Origin of the sequence: Protofrankia sp. CiT1 (genome assembly GCF_917627335.1) — a bacterium.
GTDB lineage: Bacteria > Actinomycetota > Actinomycetes > Frankiales > Frankiaceae > Protofrankia.
Window position 1 is genome coordinate 2810 of the sequence record NZ_CAKJTP010000076.1, and the last position, 18147, is coordinate 20956.

Here is an 18147-nt window from a genome sequence, read left to right on the forward strand (position 1 = left end):
TGGGTGCGCCGCCAGGGACTTGAACCCCGAACCCGCAGATTAAGAGTCTGCTGCTCTGCCAATTGAGCTAGCGGCGCGTGTCGCCTTGCGACGGAACCGAATGTATCAGGTCCGGAAGGGATCGAGGCCCGCAGGTGGTCTCAACCCTTCTCGCAGCCGGTGCCATCATGATCGCTGTCAAGCCTGAACGGGTCGGGTGCCAGCACCCGAAGCGGGCCGCGCACGTAGTTGGGGCCATCGCCCGAGCCGCCGGCACAGTCGTAGTCGCCGATCCCGTCCTGTAGACAGACATCCGGATACGCGGGGTCACAGTTGCGCGCCGGTGCGGCCGCCACGGTCGTCGCCGGCCGCGGTGCGGGCGCAGCCGCGGGAGGCTGGGCCGCAGCCTGGGCCGATGTTCGGGATACCGGATGTGTAGTCGGGGCCGTGGCGGCCTTCCCGGCTGCGGACGCGGCAGCGGACGTCGTCGCGACCGCTACGGCCGGTTGCGGGGCCGGCGGGATCTCGCCGGCCGTCGGTGTCACCGGCCCAGCTGCGACGGCCTCGCCGACAGGCAACCCGACAGTGGCCGACGGGCTCGTGGCCGGGGACGGAATCGATGACCCGGACGGGCTGACGGACGGGCTCCGCAAGCTCGACACCGCCAGCGACGTGACCGCGGCCGAATCGTAGTTGTTCCCGGCCGCCGCGAGTACGAGCAGGCACAGGAAACTCGCTCCGGTGATGAATCCGGCGGTACGGCGGTTGTGAACACGCACCCGGTGAAGATGTCCGCGCACCAGCCCGACAATTCCGGCAAGCATGATGATACAAACGATGAAAAAGCAAAACCTCAGCATGCATCCCCCATGGCCATGATGGGTGGACTTTAGCGCATGCCGCAGATGAGCCGTGACCGGCCCGGCCGGCCATACCACGGACCGGATGTCATCTCGTCGGCGGCGCCAGGTTCGCGCTGCGGGCGACCTGGCGCCGTGTCCCGCCCGTGCCCCACGCTGAAGACGCTCAGGCTCACGCCGAAGATCGCGGCCGAAGACGTCTCTGCTACGCGTCTACGCGCCCGCGGCGGACTCCTCGGGCATGGGATCGCCGAAACGCCAGCCCGGCACGATGCCACGGTTGAAGAAACTGCGGAACTCACGCACGGACGGGCCGTCCGGTTTCACCCAGAGGGTCTTCTCGGGCATCCGCAGCCATTTCAGGACGTCCATGTCGGCATAGGCGTTCCGCCGGACAGTGAGCCACATTATACGGGCGAGCGCGTGGTTGAGCGGAGCGAACAGCGGCCCAGTGCCGATCTTACGCACCACGACCCGCCAGGTGAAAATCGTAAGGTCGTCCCGAATCGGCGTGCCGCCGAGGACCATTGTCAGCATCGGTCCGGAGCGATCGACCGTGGCGTCCTTCTGCGTCCGGTAGATGGCTGCGGCCGGGCCGATCATCTCGATGAACGCGAACGGTCTGAACCATCGCTGGACCTTGTTCCGGCTGGCGGCGTCAGCTGGCCGGAGCTGGTACTCGAGACGGTCCTCCTTGTTCACCATAACCGCGTACTCAAGGCGTCCGGTGCCCTTGTGCGCATTCGGGAAATGGTAGATATCGGCGACGTGCTCCGCGACTGGCAGGAGTTTTCCGTGCGCGATGTAGACCTGGCCCTTGAGGTTCAGGTACTTCTTGGAGTCGGCATAGGAGACCTCCGTGAAATCACCGGCGGGCGCCGGGCCGTACCAGAACCAGATGTTACCGGCGTGTTCGCGAACAGGGATCGACCGCTGGCCTGCCCGCGGGGGGATCTTCGAACGCTCCAGCCCGGGGATGACCTCGCAGCCCCCATCCGGCCCGAACTCCCAGGCGTGGTAGCCGCACTTGATCCGATTCTCGACGACAGTACCGCAGCGGGCAAGGTCAGCGCCCATGTGGCAGCACTGACTGTCGATCATGCCAACGTCGCCGTCCTTCCCCCGAAAGAGCGCGAACTGGTGAGACATGAACTCCACCGGGACGACCTGACCGGGAAGAAGGTCTTCGCTGAACCGGGCGAAATACCAGCCCAGCGGGTAGTCGGTCCGCTGCTCCTCGTTCGTGGACTGGTCCTTGAGGAGCCGTCTGTCATATTCCTTGAGTTGTCTCTGCCATTTCGACTTCGACACGGGTCCTCCGGGAGTCCTACTTCTTCAGGGCAAGTATGCGGGCCATGGCCGAGATATAACTGATGACACTGCCGGCTGGCCGGCCGCTCGGCGCGGCAACACATGATCGACGTTAGCACGCGAACCACACCAGATCTCACCAAGTCCACCGCGTGACCGAAAGAACAAGCAGAGCCCGCCAGTCAGGAAACACGGTAACGACAATGTTTCGGGCGGGCGCAGTCGGCTGAATCACGCTGTTACAAACGCCATACCGATGCGGTGAAGTGTTTCCCGTGGCGTAGGCTACCACTTTTCCACGGCGGCCGGACAGCCCTTCACCGCCCAGTTATTTCAACCGTTGGGCGGTGCGTGAATTTCCACTTTTTCTCGGTCCAGGAAACACTGCTGGTGGCTCAGCCTACATCCACCCAGTTCAAGGTGCGTTCAACCGCCTTGCGCCAGCCCGCGTAACCGCTTTCGCGCCGATCCGCCGACCACTCGGGTTCCCATCGGCGATCCTCGCGCCAGTGCGCGGCGAGTTCATCGGTGCCCTTCCAGAAGTTCACCGCAAGACCGGCCGCGTAGGCCGCGCCCAGGGCCGTCGTCTCCGCGATCACCGGCCGGCTGACCGGGATGCCGAGGATGTCCGCCTGCGTCTGCATGCACAGATCGTTGGCTGTCACGCCGCCGTCGACCCGCAGGATGTCGAATGTGACCCCCGACTCCTTCCCCATCGCCTCGGCCAGGTCGCGGCTCGAGTAACAGATCGCCTCAAGCGTGGCGCGGGCCAGATGGGCGCTGGTGTGGAAGCGCGACAGGCCCACCAGCGCTCCACGCGCGTCCGACCGCCAGTACGGCGCGAACAGCCCGGAGAAGGCCGGGACGAAGTAGATGCCAGCGCTGTCGGGCACCTGCCGGGCGAGTTCCTCGCTCTGTGCCGCGCTGGCGATGATGCCCAGGTTGTCTCGCAGCCACTGCACCGCCGAGCCGGTGACCGCGATCGAGCCTTCCAGCGCGTACACCGGGTCCTGGTCACCGAACCGGTAACCGACCGTGGTGAGCAGGCCGTTGCCGGACCACACCGCCCGTGTCCCGGTGTTCAGTAGCAGAAAGTTGCCTGTGCCATAGGTGTTCTTGGCCTGCCCGGCGGCGAAGCACACCTGACCGACGGTCGCCGCGTGCTGGTCGCCGAGAGCACCGGTCAACGCCACCTCGCCGCCCAGCGGCCCGGCCCCGGTGGTCGTCCCGTAACCGGCCGGCTCGGATGACGACCGGATCGCCGGGAGCATGGCCCGCGGGATGTCGAAAAACGACAGCAGCTCGTCGTCCCAGTCGAGGGTCTGGAGGTTCATCAGCATGGTGCGGCTGGCGTTGGTCACATCGGTCACGTGCACCCCACCACGCGGGCCACCGGTGAGGTTCCACAGCAGCCAGCTGTCCATGGTGCCGAACACGGCATCGCCGCGCTCCGCGGCCCGGCGGACCCCTTCGACGTTGTCGAGGATCCACTGGATCTTGGCTGCGGAAAAATAGGTCGCGGGCGGCAGGCCAGCCTTACTCTGGATGATCTTCCCGCGGCCATCCCGGGTCAGCGCCGACGCGAGCCGGTCGGTCCGGGTGTCCTGCCAGACGATCGCGTTGTAATAGGGCCGGCCGGTGTGCGGATCCCACACCACCGTGGTCTCCCGCTGGTTGGTGACGCCGAGCGCCACCAGGTCGGATGCCCCCAGGTGAGCGCTGGCCATGGCCGACTGGATGACCACCGCGGTACGTTCCCAGATCTCGACGGGATTATGTTCGACCCAGCCGGAGCACGGCAGAATCTGCTGGTGCTCCAGCTGGTGGCGCCCGGCCTCGTTGCCATCATGATCAAAAATCATGAAACGAGTACTGGTGGTGCCCTGATCGACCGCTCCGACGAAGTCGTTCATCGTCCGCTTCCTCCTGCCGGCCGGTGGCCGTTTCCCACGACATGAGGAAGAGAACCACGTGCCGACGGCCCGTGCAGCAAACGATCCGCCTGGCCGCGGTCCGTCCGCGAGCCTGCCGACTGACGGCCCTCAGCCGGTACTCACCTCCCGACCAGCGAAAAGCGACCCATCTTTTCACCTCGATTTGGGAAAATTCACCAGGCCACGGAGGCCCGTCCCGGCTATTTCCGACCTGGCCCCGCGGGCGCCAGAGTGTAACAATTCGATGGCAGCGCCGACGGAGAATTCGGCCAGCGGTGAAAGAAATCACCTGGAAGCACGGACCAGCCGGCCGTCAAGGCCGTTCCCGAAGGTCAGCCGGGGTGGCCGGGATGATTCGCGCGACGTTGCCCGACTGACGGATCAACAGACGGCCAGCCGTACTACGTTTAGATCATCATGGAAGTGGAGACCGACAGCGGGAACGCCGGGCAACCGTACGGCGACGATTTCGTTACCCATCGGGTTGATCGGGCGAAAGACCTGATCATCACGCAAAGCCGCTTACGCGGTCTGCTGCGCGCGAGCCGGATGGTCGCCTCCGACCTGAGCCTGCCCGTTGTGCTCACCCGTATTGTCGAAGCAGCCTGTGATCTTGTCGACGCTCGCTACGGAGCGCTCGGCGTGATTGCCCGTGACCAGAACCTGGAGCAGTTCATCCATGTCGGCTTCGACGAGAGCATGGTTCGCCGAATTGGTGATCTTCCGCGCGGAAAGGGCATTCTCGGCCTGCTCATCCGGGAGCCCTACCCACTGCGGCTCGACGACATCACCGCCGATCACCGAGCGGACGGATTCCCTCCTGGGCATCCGCCCATGCACAGTTTCCTCGGCGTTCCGATCCGTATCGGCACCAAGGTCTTCGGCAATCTCTACCTGACGGACAAACAGAACGCGTCGCGCTTCACCGCCGAGGATGAGGAACTCGTCCAGGCGCTGGCGGCGAGCGCTGGCGTCGCCATTGAGAACGCGCGCCTTTTCGAGGAGTCCCAACGCCGGCAGCGGTGGTTGCAGGCGTCCGCCGACATCACCCGCCATCTCCTGGCCGAAGGCCCGAACCCACTGGGACTGATCGCGCGTAGGGCCCAGGAAGTCGCCGCGGCCGACTTCTCCGCCATCCTGCTCCCGCGGGCATCGCCCGAGGAACTCATCGTGGAGGTCGCGACCGGCAGACATCCTGACGGGCTGGTCGGCGCGATCGTTCCCGCGTCGGATCCGCTGGCCGGGCACAACGGCCCGCTGATGGTTATTCCACTGATCGCCTCGGAGGAGAGCGTCGGCGCGCTCGTCCTCGGCCGGCAGCACAACGGCCGGCTGTTCACCGATGCCGACATCGACATGGCCTCGGGGTTCGCCGGCCATATCGCGCTGGAACTCGAACTGGCCCAGGCCCGTGCCGACCGCGACCGCATAGCCGTTCTGGAGGAACGCGACCGGATCGCCCGTGACCTGCACGATCACGTCATCCAACGGATCTTCGCCACGGCGATCGGGCTACAGGGCATGGCCGCACGGGGCGAGGCAACCGACGACCAGTCCGAACGGCTGGCCTCCTATATCGAGGACCTGGACGAGACCATCAGCCAGATCCGGACAACGATCTTCCAGCTGCGCCGCCGCGGCCGGGACAACGCCCCGAGCCTGCGTGGACAGCTCCTTGATGTCGTCGACGATGCCACCGCGGCCCTCGGGTTCGCGCCGCACCTGCGGTTCGAGGGGCCGTTGGACTCCTCGGTCTGCGAGGGCGTCGGGGAGCACCTGGTAGCCGTACTGCGGGAGGCCCTGTCAAACGTCGCCCGGCATGCGCGAGCGACACAGGTGAACGTGACGGTCTGGTCCACCGACGGCGAGGTACGGATCGATGTGATCGACAACGGGCTGGGCGGAGTGGATCCGGATGGCCCTGGCAGCGGCGGCGGCAGCGGGCTGGCCAACATGCGCAGCCGGGCCGAAGAACTGGGGGGCAGGTTCCTCGTGTTCTCCCCCGCGTCCGCCGGTACCCGGCTGTCCTGGTCCGCCCTGACCCGCCCACCGGGTCGGCACGCCTGACCCGGTGGGCGGGGGCGGGGGCGGGGGCGGGGTCAGGCTACCGAGCGCAGGCCGGACATCCCGCCAGTGAGCGTGCCGGTGCCGCCCGCCAGTTCCACCACCGCGTCCAGCTCGTCGAAACCGCTGGTCCGGTGGGTGATGAGCAGGAGCGTCCGGCCGCGGGTCACGTCCAGGATCGTGCGCATCACCGCGGCCTCGGTCACCGGGTCGAGATGCGCGGTCGGTTCGTCGAGGACGAGCACCCGCGGGTCGGCGAGCAGCGCGCGAGCGAGCAGAAGCCGCTGGCGCTGGCCGCCGGACATCCGCTCGCCGTCCGCTCCGACCCTGGTCGCGAGGCCGTCAGGCAGCCCCGCGACCCAGTCCGCGAGGCCCACCCGGGCAAGCACACCGGTGAGCTCCGCGTCGGCCGCCCCGGTATGGGCGATCAGAAGGTTCTCCCGCAGTGTCGCGTCGAACACGTGCGCGTCCTGCGTCATCCCGGTGACCCGTCGATACAGCTCATCGGTTCTGACGTCCCGGATGTCCACACCGCCGACGAGCACCCGGCCCGCCTGCGGATCACGGAAACGCAGCAGCAGGTCGACGACGCTGCTCTTGCCCACGCCGCTGGCCCCGACAAGCGCGACCCGGCCACCGGCCGGCAGGTACAGGTCGAACCCGTCGAGCACCAGCGGGCTGTCCGGGCCGTAACGCAGGTGGACACCGGTCATCCGGACGTCGAGCGGCCCGTCCGGCAGCGGGCGGGGCCGGATGGGCTCGCTGACCGGTGGCTCGCGGTCGAGGACGGCGAAGACCCGGCCGGCGGCGTGGCGGGCATCGGCGAGCGCCGCGAAGGCACTGGTGAGGCCCGCCAGCGGCTCGAAAGCCACGATCGTGGTGAGCACGATCACGGCGAGCATGACCGGCGACAGCGTCGCGCGGTGCACCGCGGCAAGCCCGACGACGCTGACCGCGGTCAGGGTGAGTCCAGCGGCAAGCGAACCGGTCGCGGTCCCCCACGCCGGTGACCCGCGCCATGACTCGACCAGCCGCTGTATCTCCTGGTCGCGACGGCGCAGGCGGGCCAGCCGGGAGCGGACCGCGCCGAACGCGACGAACTCCGCCAGCCCCTCGAGCAGCGACACGATCTCGGTGTCCCGGCGGGCCCGCGCCAACGCGGTGGCCGTGACCGTCCCGCGGGTGTACCGGGCGGTCACCGGCCCGGCGAGCAGCGCGGCCACGGCAAGCCCGACAGCGAGGACGGCACCCGCGGCCGGCAGCAGCACACCGACCCCGATCACCGCTCCGGCGCAGGCGAGCGCCGCCGACGCGGTCGGGCCCACACCCCGCAGCAACGACTCCCCGACCCCGTCGACATCCGCGGTGAAACGGCGCAGCAGGTCCCCGCGCCGATGGGTGCCAAGACCCGCGGGAGCCAGCGGGACCAGCCGCGTGAACACCTCCGCGCGCAGCCGTGCCAGCCCGCGCAGGGCCGCGTCATGGCTGGCGAGCCGCTCGACGTAGCGAAAGACCGGCCGGCCGAGCCCGAAGGCGCGCACGGCGACGACGGCGACCATCAGTGTGAGCACCGGTGGACGCTGGGCTGCCCGGACGATCAGCCAGGCGGACGTGGCGGTCAGGCCGATGCCGCATCCCAACGCGGCCGCCCCGGCGATGATGCCGAGCGCGAGCCGTCGCCACGCCGAGGCGAACAGCATGAATGCCCGCCGTGGCGAGGCGGGCGGCGGGCCCGGGAGCGGAACGGCTGGTGCCACCGCCACTGAACGATCGCGTAGCTGGATGGCCGCCGGCCGGCCCACGACCGCGCCGGGGGCCGCGGCTGGGAGCACGGCTGGGACCACGCCGGAGCTGGCGAGGCGCGTGCCGGAGCCGGCGAGGCGCGCGGCCCGCGGGCGGACCGGCGCGGGAGCCACCGTCCGGTCGTCGACCACCTGCCCCGCCGAAACCGTGACAACCCGGTCAGCGACTCCGGCGAGCATGTCGGAGTGTGCCACGAGCACCACCGTCGCGCGTCCCCGCAGCGCCGCGACGGCCATGGCCACGTGCTCCTCCGCCGCGGCGTCCAGGCTTTCGCCCGGCTCGTCGAGCAGCACCAAGGCCGCGTCGCGGACCAGCACGCGGGCCAGCGCCACCCGCCGCAGCTCGCCGGCTGACAGCTCCCCACCGTCCTCGCCCACAACGCGGTCCGCCGCTGGCGCCCCCGCGGCCGTCAGCGCCGCGGTGATCTCGGCGGCAGTGGCACCGGGCCGCCCCAGCCGGATCTCGTCAGCGACCGTGCCACCGCAGACGGCATGCGGGCGCTGCGGCAGCCAGGCGATCCGGGCCCGCCAGGCGGCCGGGTCGAGGTCCGCAAGGTCGGTCCCGTCCACCAGCACCCGGCCCCGCGCCGGGGCCAGTGCCCCGCGCAGCAGTGCCAGCAGCGTGCTCTTGCCCGCGCCGCTCGGCCCGACCAGCGCGACGATCTCGCCACGACGAATGGTCAGGTCGACGCGCCCCGCATGGCGCAGCCGCACCCCGTCCAGCCGCAGCGCGTCGAACCGAACCGGCACGGGAAGCGGCCGCCGGCCGGCCACGCCGGTGCTGTTACCGGCACCGGTATCAGCACCGGTATGAACGGCGGCGCCGGCACCGGTGGGCGCGGCGTCGATCGCGTCGAGGGCCGTGCCAGCCGCGGTCAGGCCGGAAACGGTCGCGTGATACTGCATCCCCACCTGCCGCAGCGGCAGGTAGACTTCCGGGGCGAGCAGCAGCGCGAGCAGTCCGGTACGCAGGTCCAGCGAACCCGACACCAACCGCAGGCCGACGGACACCGCGACCAGCGCCACCGACAGGGTCGCCAGCAGCTCCAGCACGAACGAGGACAGGAACGCCCAGCGCAGCGCCACCATGGTCTGTTCCCGGTAGGCATCGGTGATCCGGCGGATCACCTCCACCTGGGCTTTCGCCCGATTGAAGATCTTCAGCGTCGCCAGTCCCTCGACCACGTCGAGAAAATGCCCGGACAGCCGCCCGAGCACCGCCCACTGCTGGTCGGTTCTGCTCCGGGTGGCAAGCCCCACCAGGACCATGAAGGCCGGGACCAGCGGCAGGGCGACAGCGAGCATGACCGCGGAGGTGAGATCCGCACCGGCGATCCGGATCAGCACGAACGGCGGGACAACCACCACCATCACCAGGGCCGGTAGAAAGCGGGTGAGATAGGCCTCCATACCGTCGAGGCCGGCGCCCGCGATGACCGCGAGCGCCCCCGATCCGCCGTCCCGGTCCCGCTCGCCGCCGCGATGACCGCGGGCCGGCTGTTCGACGGCCGGCTGTTCGACGGCGAGCTGTTCGACGACCGCCCCGAGCATGGCGGCACGCAGCTCCGCTGACACCGCGGGGGCGGTCCGCTGCGCGGTCCGCTCAGACACCCAGAGCAGCACCGTCCGGGCGGCCACGACCGCGATGAGAACCATGACCGCGGCTCTGGAACCGGCACCAAAACCAACACTGGGACCGGCACCGCCGCCCCGGCCAGCCAGCGGTTCCTGGCCCGCGAGCACAAGATCAGCCAACACCGTCGCCTGGATCACCACCAGGACGGCCGAGGCGACCGCCAGTACCCCGAACCGCACCAGGTAGAGACGCAGCGCCGGTACGGTACGAAGCAACCGTGGATCAACCGGTCTCATGGGATCCAGCCAGATCCGCCAGATCCGCTCCGACCAGCCGCCGCCGGAAGATCCAGTACGACCACGCCTGGTAACCAAGGACTACCGGCGTGAACAGCACGGCCACCCATGTCATGACGGTGAGTGTGTAGTGCCCGGACGCCGCGGCGTTGATGGTCAGGCTGTTGTCGGGCATGCCGCGGGCCGGCAGGACATCCGGGTAGAGCGCGGCGAACCAGCTCGCCACCAGCAGGGCCATCGCGCCGGCGGTACCGGCGAACGCAAGGCCGTCCCGTTCGCCGAACCAGGCCAGGACGGCGAAACCCAGCGCGAGCAGAGCCGCGGCCCCGACCGCCGCCCCGGCGATGCCGCCCCGGACGGCGACCGTCCAGACAACAAAGGCGGCGAAGGCGACCAACGTCGGTGCGGCCAGGCTCCGGGTGACGTTACGGGCGCGGCTGCGTACCGCGCCACGGGTCTTGAGCGTCAGGAACACCGCGCCGTGCAGAACGCACAGCAACAACATCGTCACCCCGCCAAGCAGGGCGTAGGGGTTCAGCAGGGCGAGAAAGCCACCCGTCACGTCATGTTCCGGGGTCATCTCCAGACCGCGCACCATGTTGGCGAAAGCGACCCCGAACAGCAGCGCCGGCAGCGCTCCCCCGATCACGATCCCCCGGTCGCACCAGGCCCGCCCCGCCGCGCTGCTGGCCTTGCCGCGGTACTCCAGCGAAACCCCCCGGATGATCAACGAGAACAGGACGAGGAACAGCGCAAGGTACATGCCACTGAACAGGCTCGCGTACCACTCCGGGAACGCCGCGAACATCGCCCCGCCCGCGGTGAGCAGCCAGACCTCGTTGGCGTCCCACACCGGGCCGATGGTGCCGAGCACCGCTCGCCGGTCGGTCTCGTCATTTCCGCCGATCACCGGCAGCAACGCGGCCACACCGAAGTCGAAGCCCTCCAGCACGAAGAAGCCGACCCACAGAACGGCTACCAGTACGAACCAGAACTCCTCAAGCATCGCCCTACTCCTAGCCAGCCCACGGGCACGCGATCATCGCTGTGGTCACGCGCCCTGAAGGCAACAGGTCTGCGGTACCGGGATGTCAGTAGGCGAGCGACGGCAGCGCCCCACCAGGCTGTGATCGGCCACCAACGGTCACGTTCGGGCTCAGCGCCGGTATCTCGTGCCGGCCATGGTGCAGGAACAGCCGCAGTGCGACCGCGGCCAGCGTTCCGTAGATGACCGTGAAGCCGGCCAGGGTAGCGATCACCGCTGTCGTGGAGACCCCCGGTGACACCGCGTCGGATGTGCGCAACAGACCGAAAACGGCCCACGGCTGGCGCCCCATCTCGGTGAAGATCCAGCCAGCGGTGTTCGCCAGGTACGGCAGGGCCGACGCCCACACGAACGCCGGCAGGAGATAACGCCCGCCGGGCAGGTGGCCACCACGCATCCGGAACAGCCCGAGCATGGCGAGGCCGAAGTAGACGGCGCCGAGCCCCATCATGGCCCGGAAGTTCCAGAAGGTGACGCCCATCACCGGGCTGTAGTCGCCCGGTCCGTACCGAGCGGCCTCGGCGGCCTGCACATCGTTGACTCCTTGCACCGTCCCGGAAAAGCTGTTGGTGGCCATGAACGACAACAGGCGCGGAAGCTTTATATCGATCTTGTTCTCGCCGTGGGACACGTCACCGTAGGCGAACAGGGAAAGGCCGGCGCCCCGCTCGGTTTCCCACAACGCCTCGGCGGAGGCCATCTTCATCGGCTGCTGGCGGGTCATGACCTGCCCCTGGAAGTGCCCGGACGCCATGACCCCCACCGATGCCACGGCACAGACGACCAGGCCCAGGCGCACGGCCCGCCCATGCAGCTCCACCTGGTGCCCCCGCCGCAGATGCCAGCAGGACAACCCGACGATCACGGCTCCGCCCGTCAGCAGCGAGGCCGCCAACACATGCGGGAAGGTGACCAGCTGGGTCGGGTTCGTGAGCACCTGCCAGATCGAGGTGAGTTCCGCGTGCCCGGTATCGGGGTTGATCCGGTAGCCGACCGGGTGCTGCATCCACGAGTTGGCCGCCAGGATGAAGTAGGCGCTGATGACCGTGCCCAGCGACGCCAGCCAGATGGTGGCGAGGTGCACGTTCCTGGGCAACCGGTCCCAGCCGAAGATCCACAGGCCGAGGAAGGTGGACTCCAGGAAGAACGCGATCAGCGCTTCCATGGCCAGCGGCGCGCCGAAGACATCTCCGACGAAACGCGAGTAGTCCGACCAGTTCATCCCGAACTGGAACTCCTGGACGATTCCCGTGACGATCCCCATCGCGAAGTTGATGAGCATCAACTTGCCCCAGAAACGGGTCAGGCGCAGCCATTCGACGTTGCCGGTCCGATTCCACACCGTCTGCATCACCGCGACCAGCAGCGACAGCCCAATTGTCAGCGGGACGAACAGAAAATGATAGACCGTGGTGATCGCAAACTGCCAGCGCGCTATCGTTTCGTGGCTCATATCCGTTGCCATCCCGCGTATTCCTGGCCTACTTCTTCCTGGCTCATCTGCGTTCCCTTCCAGTAGTCCGGGGACCTGGGCCGCCGGCGGCGCGGAAAGCATCAGCGCGTCGCCGGCGGCCGCTGTGCCAGCCGGGGGCGCGGGCCGCCGACGGTGCGGAAAAACATCGTCACGCAGCCTCTGGCCGTTACCGGATGACAGCGACCGGGCACGGAGCATGCGTCATAACCTGGTGGCCGACCGAACCGAGCAGCAGGCCACCGAACCCGCCATGGCCACGGGCCCCCACCACCAGCAGCTGGGCAGCGTGGGCAGCCACGATCAGGCCGTGCGCCGCCGCGGCGGCTATCAGCGTCGCCTCGACGGCAGTTTCGGTATCGCGTGGAAGTCCTTGTTCAATAGCTGTGTCAAGAGTGATGCCAGCGGCTTTTTCCAGCTCCGCCTCGTCGAACACGGGGAGCCCGGCGGCGTTGGGCGGCGGCTGCGGCTGCCAGCAGTGCGAAACCCGCAACGGCACATGGCGCAGCCTCGCCTCGACCGCGGCCCAGCGCAGCGCCGCCAGGGATGGCCGTGAGCCGTCCACACCGACGACGATCGGCCGGCGGTCCGGCTGGGACAGCGCCGGCCCGCGTACGACCACCACCGGAACGGGAGCTTCCTGGACACATCGCGCACTGACCGAACCGACGAACATCCGGCGCATCCGGGCAAGCCCGCGTGCGCCGACGACGAGCATCAACGCGTCCCGGGACTCCTCGACGAGAGCGTCCGAGGGCGCGTCGTAAACCGTCCTTTCAACGACATCGACACCGAGGTCACAGGGATGCGTCCGACGGACCGCGTCGTGCAGCACCTGCATTGCCGCACGTTCGAGATCATCGACGCCGATCGACGGTGAAATGTCGTCCACAACACGTGGCCGCCCGCCCGGGCCCCAGGCGAGCACCGCTCGTATCCGAACCCCGATCAACGCCGCGTGCACCAAGGACCAGCGCAACGCCAACTCGGCATCCACGGACGCATCGATTCCCACCACGATATCGGATGTCGTCTCCACACCGTTCACGCTCGCAGCGCCCGGCGACGCGAACGAGAGCGATTCGGGTAGACCGCGGGACCGAAAGTCCCGCCCGCGCGGGCCAGCCAGCCGAAAGGGCCGTCAGCCGGAAAGCTTGGTGGCAAACACCGCCGCTTGCGTCCTGCTGGTCAGGCCAAGTTTTTCCAGAATGGATGACACGTTGTTCTTGACAGTTTTCTCAGCGAGATGAATCCGGCTGGCGATCTGGCGGTTGGTCAGCCCCTCGGCGATCAGGGCGAGGATCTGGCGCTCCCGCTCGCTGAGGGCGGACAGCAGGCGGTCTTCGGGCGCGCCGTCGCGCAACCGGGTCAGCACCCGCTGGGTGACCGCCGGGTCGAGCATGGACTGGCCGGATGCCACGGTCCGGACCGCGCCGACAAGATCAGTCCCTCTGATCTGCTTGAGCACATAGCCCGCAGCTCCGGCCATGATCGCGGCAAAGAGAGCCTCATCATCGTCATGGGATGTCAGGATCAGGCAAGGGACCTCCGGTGTACCGGAACGGATGTCGCGGCACACATCGATGCCGCTGCCGTCAGGCAGGCGGGCGTCGAGTATGGCGACGTCAGGACGTAGCGCCGGGATGCGCCGTAGGGCTTCGGCCACAAGGCCGGCCTCCCCCACGACTTTGATGTCGCCCTGGCTTTCCAGTAGCTCGCGCATCCCGCGCCGGACGATCTCGTGGTCATCGAGAACGAATACGCGGACAGGCTCCACCGAACCGACGATACCTGCCGACGAGGCCTTAGCGACCATGGATGACCGGCAACAGGACATGACAGACCGAAGGGCCTACCGTCATGTGTGTGACTAGCACCGGCACTCTACCCGCGGACCTCGCCCGCACGGTCGTCGAGACAGCGGGGCTGGCCCCGTCGATCCACAACACCCAGCCGTGGCGGTGGCGAGTGGGCAGCACCGGCCTTGACCTCCTCGCCGACACCTCGCGGCGGCTCACCATCGCCGACCCTGACGGTCGTCAGCTCCTGCTGAGCTGCGGCGCGGCACTCCTGCACGCCCGCCTCGCCATCCGGGCCGCCGGGCTCATCCCCACGGTGACGATCTTTCCGGATGCGCGTGACGAACTTGACGGCGGGCCGTTGGCCACCATCGCCATCAGGCCCGCCGCGGCCACCCAGCCCGCTGATCCCGACAACGCCACGCTGCTCGCGGCAACCCGCCATCGGCGCACCGACCGCAGGCCCTTCGACCCGCGCCCGCTGGAACCGGACGCCCTGCGGGCGCTGCGGCTCGCGGCCGAGGCGGAGGCGGGGTGGCTGGTGTCCCTGGACGACGCGGACCTGCGCATCGACACAAGTGTGCTGATCGCCCGCGCCGACTGGCTGGAGAACCACGACCCGGCCTACCGCGCGGAACTGGAGTCCTGGAGCCGGACCAGCACGGATGCGGTCGACGGCATACCCCGTGATGTGGTGATCAGCTCAGCTCAGCCACGGCAGTCCGAATTCACGGTGCGGGACTTCAACGTGGTCGGCGAAGCCGGCCTACAGCTGCGACAGACCGGTGTGGAACGCCCGATGGTCCTCCTGATCGGTACCGACAGCGATACCCCAGCCGATCGGCTGCGAGCCGGCCAGGCGATGGAACGGGTGCTGCTGACCGCGACCGCGCGCGGTATCGCCACGTCGCCGCTGGGCCAGGCTGTCGACCTCGAGTCGACCCGGGAGCTGCTGCGGCACTCGATTGGTGGCCTCGGGCACATCCAAATGATCATCAGGGTAGGTTACCCGCTGCCGGACGCCGAGACGCTGAAGGCGACACCGCGCCGATCGGTCGACGACATCCTGCGGTTCGAATGAACGCACTAAGCGAAGGTGCCGGCCGCGCAGGTCGCCTCTCGGCGCGTGGTCGCTCGCAGCGACATTGGGGTGAGCCCGGGGGCCATGTCACGGCCGGCACCTCACCACAGTACCGGGTTCTGGGCTGTCGCATCACGGGGGAGCGAAATCGACGGTCCATCACCTGTCCGGCGGGACACGGCCGGATCAGGCGGCCGGAAAATCGTGCGAGCGGGCACCCCAATCCCAGCAAAAAACGATGTATGTCAGCCCGGCATCTGGTTCTATCCGACCTGCGGGTCCGTCGGCCGGGCAGCTCACGGGGGGAACTGTCCGCGCCGCGCCGTAGTGCCGAGCAGATCGCCGCTGGCAACGGTCACGCGGGACAGCGGTCACGCCCGGGACAGCGGTCACGCCGCCAGGAGCGCGGCGCTGAGATACGCGAGGCTGAACTGGGTGTCGGAACGGGCACCGGCGGGGTCCGCGCAGAAGACGGAGACCGTCACGTCGCCGGCCGCGCTGCCACGCGGTGAACTCCATCCGCCGATCGCGCACCGGTGGGTCGGCTCACCATAAGGGATGACCTCGACGTTGTCGGGAGCGCGCCCAGCCGCCGGGAAGGTCACCTCGTACGCGCCCGCCGAGATGTGACGGACGGTGTTCACTTTTCCGGCGCTGTTGGCGGTATACCTGTCCCACGCGTCTACTGTCATGCCCAGGGGCGGCTGGATGATCCTCCCGGTGTCCTCGGCCTCCTGGCCGGAGAAGGCGTGCCCGAACAGCACGGTGTCGGCCCCGATCAGCGCATGCTGGTTGGTGTAGACGAGCACGAACGGCGTGTCCGTCCAGGTCTGCCCGATGGCGCACCCCACGAAGATGGTCTGCCGGTCGGTCTTCTCGTCCCGGCCGAGTGGGTTGCAACCGGCCGGTGTGGAGCCGATCGCATTGACCTGGAGGTTGTTTCCCTCCCGGCCGGAGTAGGCCGGCCCGACCAGGTCGATCGAGTAGTGCCCGACACCGATCCGGTGGATCTCGAAGGGGGTGGCCGAACCGGCGGCGTCGTAGTAGTCGCCCGCCCGGGTGACGTCCTGCCCCGGCTCGTCATCCCGGAAGTAAGTGTAGGGCGGTGGCAGCGAAGCAGGCCCCCCGGTGGGAGCCGGGCTCACCGCCTGCCCGCGGAAGTACGGGTCAGGAAAGGTCGATGACGCCCGGTAGGACGCCGGTGCGAACGTGAACAGCGCGGTGAACCGCGAGTCGGTGTAGTCCCCGGTCGGTGACCGGCAGGCCAGGGTCACCTCCTCGGCGGGACCCGACGGCGCCCACCCTTCGGTGTGGCAGCTCACCGGCTGGTCACCGACCGCGGATGCCAGCGCGACGCCATGCCCGCCGGGCACGCCGATGCCAGGAAAGATCACTTTGTAACGACCGGTGCCCCGCCGGACCACTGTCGCCGACGCACCGGCGGTGGCCGTGCCGGCGGCGCCTGTGGCCGACTGCCAGCTTCCAGCCTGCACGAAGGGCGCGGGCGTCCGCGCGGCCCCGAACGGCGACGCGGCCTCGTCCGACCGGACGAATCCCCAGACCGGCGTGCCGGGAAGAACCGATGCCCCGGCTGCCCTGGGCGGAACCGAACCACCGCAGCCCACCAGCACCCCGAGAATCACGGCGATCACAGCGGCATACGCACAGACGGTCACCGGAACCAATCGTCGCGCCCCTGTCATCCCCCAGCCTTCCCGTGTGTGGAACTCGGCTTCTCCGCGGCACCGCAGCCGGGATGAGCATGTCATGCCCGCTCAACCAGAAAAGCCGGGAGTCAGCGAGACGACCACGGGAGTACCTTTAGGCTGGTCGGGCCGATCTGACAGGGCGTCACAGGTAACACGCGGTCTGGAGGTTGGTTCAACAATGGCAGCGCCGGATGCGGCCGTGAACGCGCAGGCTCTCCCGCTGGGCCCGGGTGACCCCAGCCAGCTTGGCTCCTACACCCTGCTTGGCAGGCTCGGCCAGGGCGGGATGGGCACCGTCTACCTCGGGCGTACCGGAAACGGCCGGCTGGTCGCCATCAAGGTGATCCGTACCGACGTGGCCGATGACGATGAGTTCCGGCTGCGTTTCCGGCTGGAGGCGGAAACGGCCCGCCGGGTGGCCCGGGTGTGCACCGCCGAGGTGCTCGACGCGGCGCCCGACGCCGAGCAGCCATATCTTGTCACCGAGTTCATCGAAGGCCGGACGCTGGCGAAGTTCGTCTCCGAAAGCGGCCCACTGCTGGCGGCAAATCTTGAACAGCTCGCGGTCGGCGTTGCCGCGGCGCTGACCGCGATCCACAGCGCCGGCATCGTGCACCGAGATCTCAAACCGTCCAACGTGGTGCTCTCCCCCTTCGGTCCCCGGGTCATCGACTTCGGGATCGCCCGCGCGCTGGACTCCGCCAGCAACCTCACCGGGGACCTCCAGCAGCTCGGCACCCCCGCGTTCATGGCGCCCGAACAGATTCAGGGCGATCCGGTCACCCCAGCGGTGGATATCTTCGCCTGGGGCGGGCTCATCACCTTTGCGGCAACCGGCCGTTACCCGTTCGGCGAGGGCAGCGCGCAGGCTCTGCTCTTCCGCGCGGTGAACGAGGATCCGAACCTGGACGGGCTGGACAGCCCGCTGCGCGAGATCGTCGCGAACGCGATGCTCAAGGCTCCGTCGGCCCGGCCGACCGCGCAACAGCTGATGCTGCGCCTGCTCGGTGAGCCGCTGTCGACAGCACAGATCGACCCCGAGGCAACGGTCACCCAGGTGTTGCGCGACTGGCGGTTACCCGCGCCCGCCAACACGTTCGGCGGCACCACGACGCACCACATCCCGGGCACCCGCGACGCCCCGGGCACCCGCGACACGGCCACGCCGGCCACCGTACGAGGCGGCCGGATGGTACCGCGGCCCCGCCGCCGGACAGCGC

The 18147-nt window shown here is 68.7% G+C and carries 12 protein-coding genes and 1 tRNA gene; 3 read left to right on the forward strand and 10 right to left on the reverse strand.

The annotated features are described in order from the left end of the window. Positions 1–4: 4 nt before the first annotated feature. The 4 genes from MJ785_RS13540 to glpK all read right to left on the reverse strand — a co-directional run bounded on the left by MJ785_RS13540 (position 5) and on the right by glpK (position 4063). Positions 5–77 (reverse strand) — tRNA-Lys (locus tag MJ785_RS13540). Positions 78–140: 63 nt separating this feature from the next. Further along, on the reverse strand, positions 141–803 hold the full coding sequence (locus MJ785_RS13545) for a hypothetical protein (RefSeq protein WP_239381204.1): 663 nt from the start codon (positions 801–803) through the stop codon (positions 141–143). Positions 804–1052: 249 nt separating this feature from the next. Further along, complete coding sequence (locus tag MJ785_RS13550; RefSeq protein ID WP_239307925.1) at positions 1053–2150, reverse strand: Rieske 2Fe-2S domain-containing protein; 1098 nt, start codon at positions 2148–2150, stop codon at positions 1053–1055. Positions 2151–2545: 395 nt separating this feature from the next. Next, positions 2546–4063, reverse strand: coding sequence for a glycerol kinase GlpK (gene glpK / locus MJ785_RS13555; RefSeq protein ID WP_239307924.1), 1518 nt, complete (start codon positions 4061–4063; stop codon positions 2546–2548). 438 nt (positions 4064–4501) lie between these two features. Between glpK and MJ785_RS13560 the strand changes: the two genes are divergently transcribed. Further along, positions 4502–6151 carry a GAF domain-containing protein gene (locus tag MJ785_RS13560; protein WP_239381205.1) on the forward strand — a complete coding sequence of 550 codons (1650 nt, stop codon included), beginning with the start codon at positions 4502–4504 and terminating at the stop codon, positions 6149–6151. Positions 6152–6183: 32 nt separating this feature from the next. Here the strand turns inward: MJ785_RS13560 and cydD are convergent, their stop codons facing one another. The 5 genes from cydD to MJ785_RS13585 all read right to left on the reverse strand — a co-directional run bounded on the left by cydD (position 6184) and on the right by MJ785_RS13585 (position 14154). Further along, positions 6184–9801 (reverse strand): thiol reductant ABC exporter subunit CydD, encoded by a 3618-nt coding sequence (gene cydD, locus MJ785_RS13565; RefSeq protein ID WP_239381206.1) that lies wholly within the window; start codon positions 9799–9801, stop codon positions 6184–6186. Between the two features lie 7 nt (positions 9802–9808). After that, a complete protein-coding gene (cydB, locus tag MJ785_RS13570; protein WP_239346082.1) occupies positions 9809–10828 on the reverse strand; it encodes a cytochrome d ubiquinol oxidase subunit II in 1020 nt (339 codons plus the stop codon). Between the two features lie 85 nt (positions 10829–10913). Beyond that, positions 10914–12332 (reverse strand): cytochrome ubiquinol oxidase subunit I, encoded by a 1419-nt coding sequence (locus MJ785_RS13575; RefSeq protein ID WP_370652946.1) that lies wholly within the window; start codon positions 12330–12332, stop codon positions 10914–10916. Positions 12333–12507: 175 nt separating this feature from the next. Next, the gene (locus tag MJ785_RS13580) at positions 12508–13377 is read right to left on the reverse strand and encodes a universal stress protein (RefSeq protein WP_239307919.1); all 870 of its coding nucleotides are present in this window, start codon (positions 13375–13377) and stop codon (positions 12508–12510) included. 102 nt (positions 13378–13479) lie between these two features. Beyond that, on the reverse strand, positions 13480–14154 hold the full coding sequence (locus tag MJ785_RS13585) for a response regulator transcription factor (protein ID WP_239307918.1): 675 nt from the start codon (positions 14152–14154) through the stop codon (positions 13480–13482). 44 nt (positions 14155–14198) lie between these two features. On the opposite strand from MJ785_RS13585, the gene MJ785_RS13590 reads away from it, so the two are divergent. After that, positions 14199–15218 (forward strand): nitroreductase family protein, encoded by a 1020-nt coding sequence (locus MJ785_RS13590; RefSeq protein ID WP_239373196.1) that lies wholly within the window; start codon positions 14199–14201, stop codon positions 15216–15218. Positions 15219–15607: 389 nt separating this feature from the next. On the opposite strand, the gene MJ785_RS13595 is transcribed toward MJ785_RS13590, so the two are convergent. Beyond that, on the reverse strand, positions 15608–16894 hold the full coding sequence (locus MJ785_RS13595) for a hypothetical protein (RefSeq protein WP_239346079.1): 1287 nt from the start codon (positions 16892–16894) through the stop codon (positions 15608–15610). Between the two features lie 211 nt (positions 16895–17105). On the opposite strand from MJ785_RS13595, the gene MJ785_RS13600 reads away from it, so the two are divergent. Further along, the coding region (locus tag MJ785_RS13600) for a serine/threonine-protein kinase (protein ID WP_239381210.1) at positions 17106–18147 on the forward strand (1042 nt) is incomplete at its 3' end.

Excerpts from the sequence above, each read along its gene's own strand:
- MJ785_RS13585 (WP_239307918.1), bottom strand. The coding sequence starts at position 14,154 with ATGGTCGCTAAGGCCTCGTCGGCAGGTATCGTCGGTTCGGTGGAGCCT.
- cydB (WP_239346082.1), bottom strand. The coding sequence starts at position 10,828 with ATGCTTGAGGAGTTCTGGTTCGTACTGGTAGCCGTTCTGTGGGTCGGC.
- glpK (WP_239307924.1), bottom strand. The coding sequence starts at position 4,063 with ATGAACGACTTCGTCGGAGCGGTCGATCAGGGCACCACCAGTACTCGT.
- MJ785_RS13575 (WP_370652946.1), bottom strand. The coding sequence starts at position 12,332 with ATGGCAACGGATATGAGCCACGAAACGATAGCGCGCTGGCAGTTTGCG.
- MJ785_RS13590 (WP_239373196.1), top strand. The coding sequence starts at position 14,199 with ATGTGTGTGACTAGCACCGGCACTCTACCCGCGGACCTCGCCCGCACG.
- MJ785_RS13560 (WP_239381205.1), top strand. The coding sequence starts at position 4,502 with ATGGAAGTGGAGACCGACAGCGGGAACGCCGGGCAACCGTACGGCGAC.
- MJ785_RS13545 (WP_239381204.1), bottom strand. The coding sequence starts at position 803 with ATGCTTGCCGGAATTGTCGGGCTGGTGCGCGGACATCTTCACCGGGTG.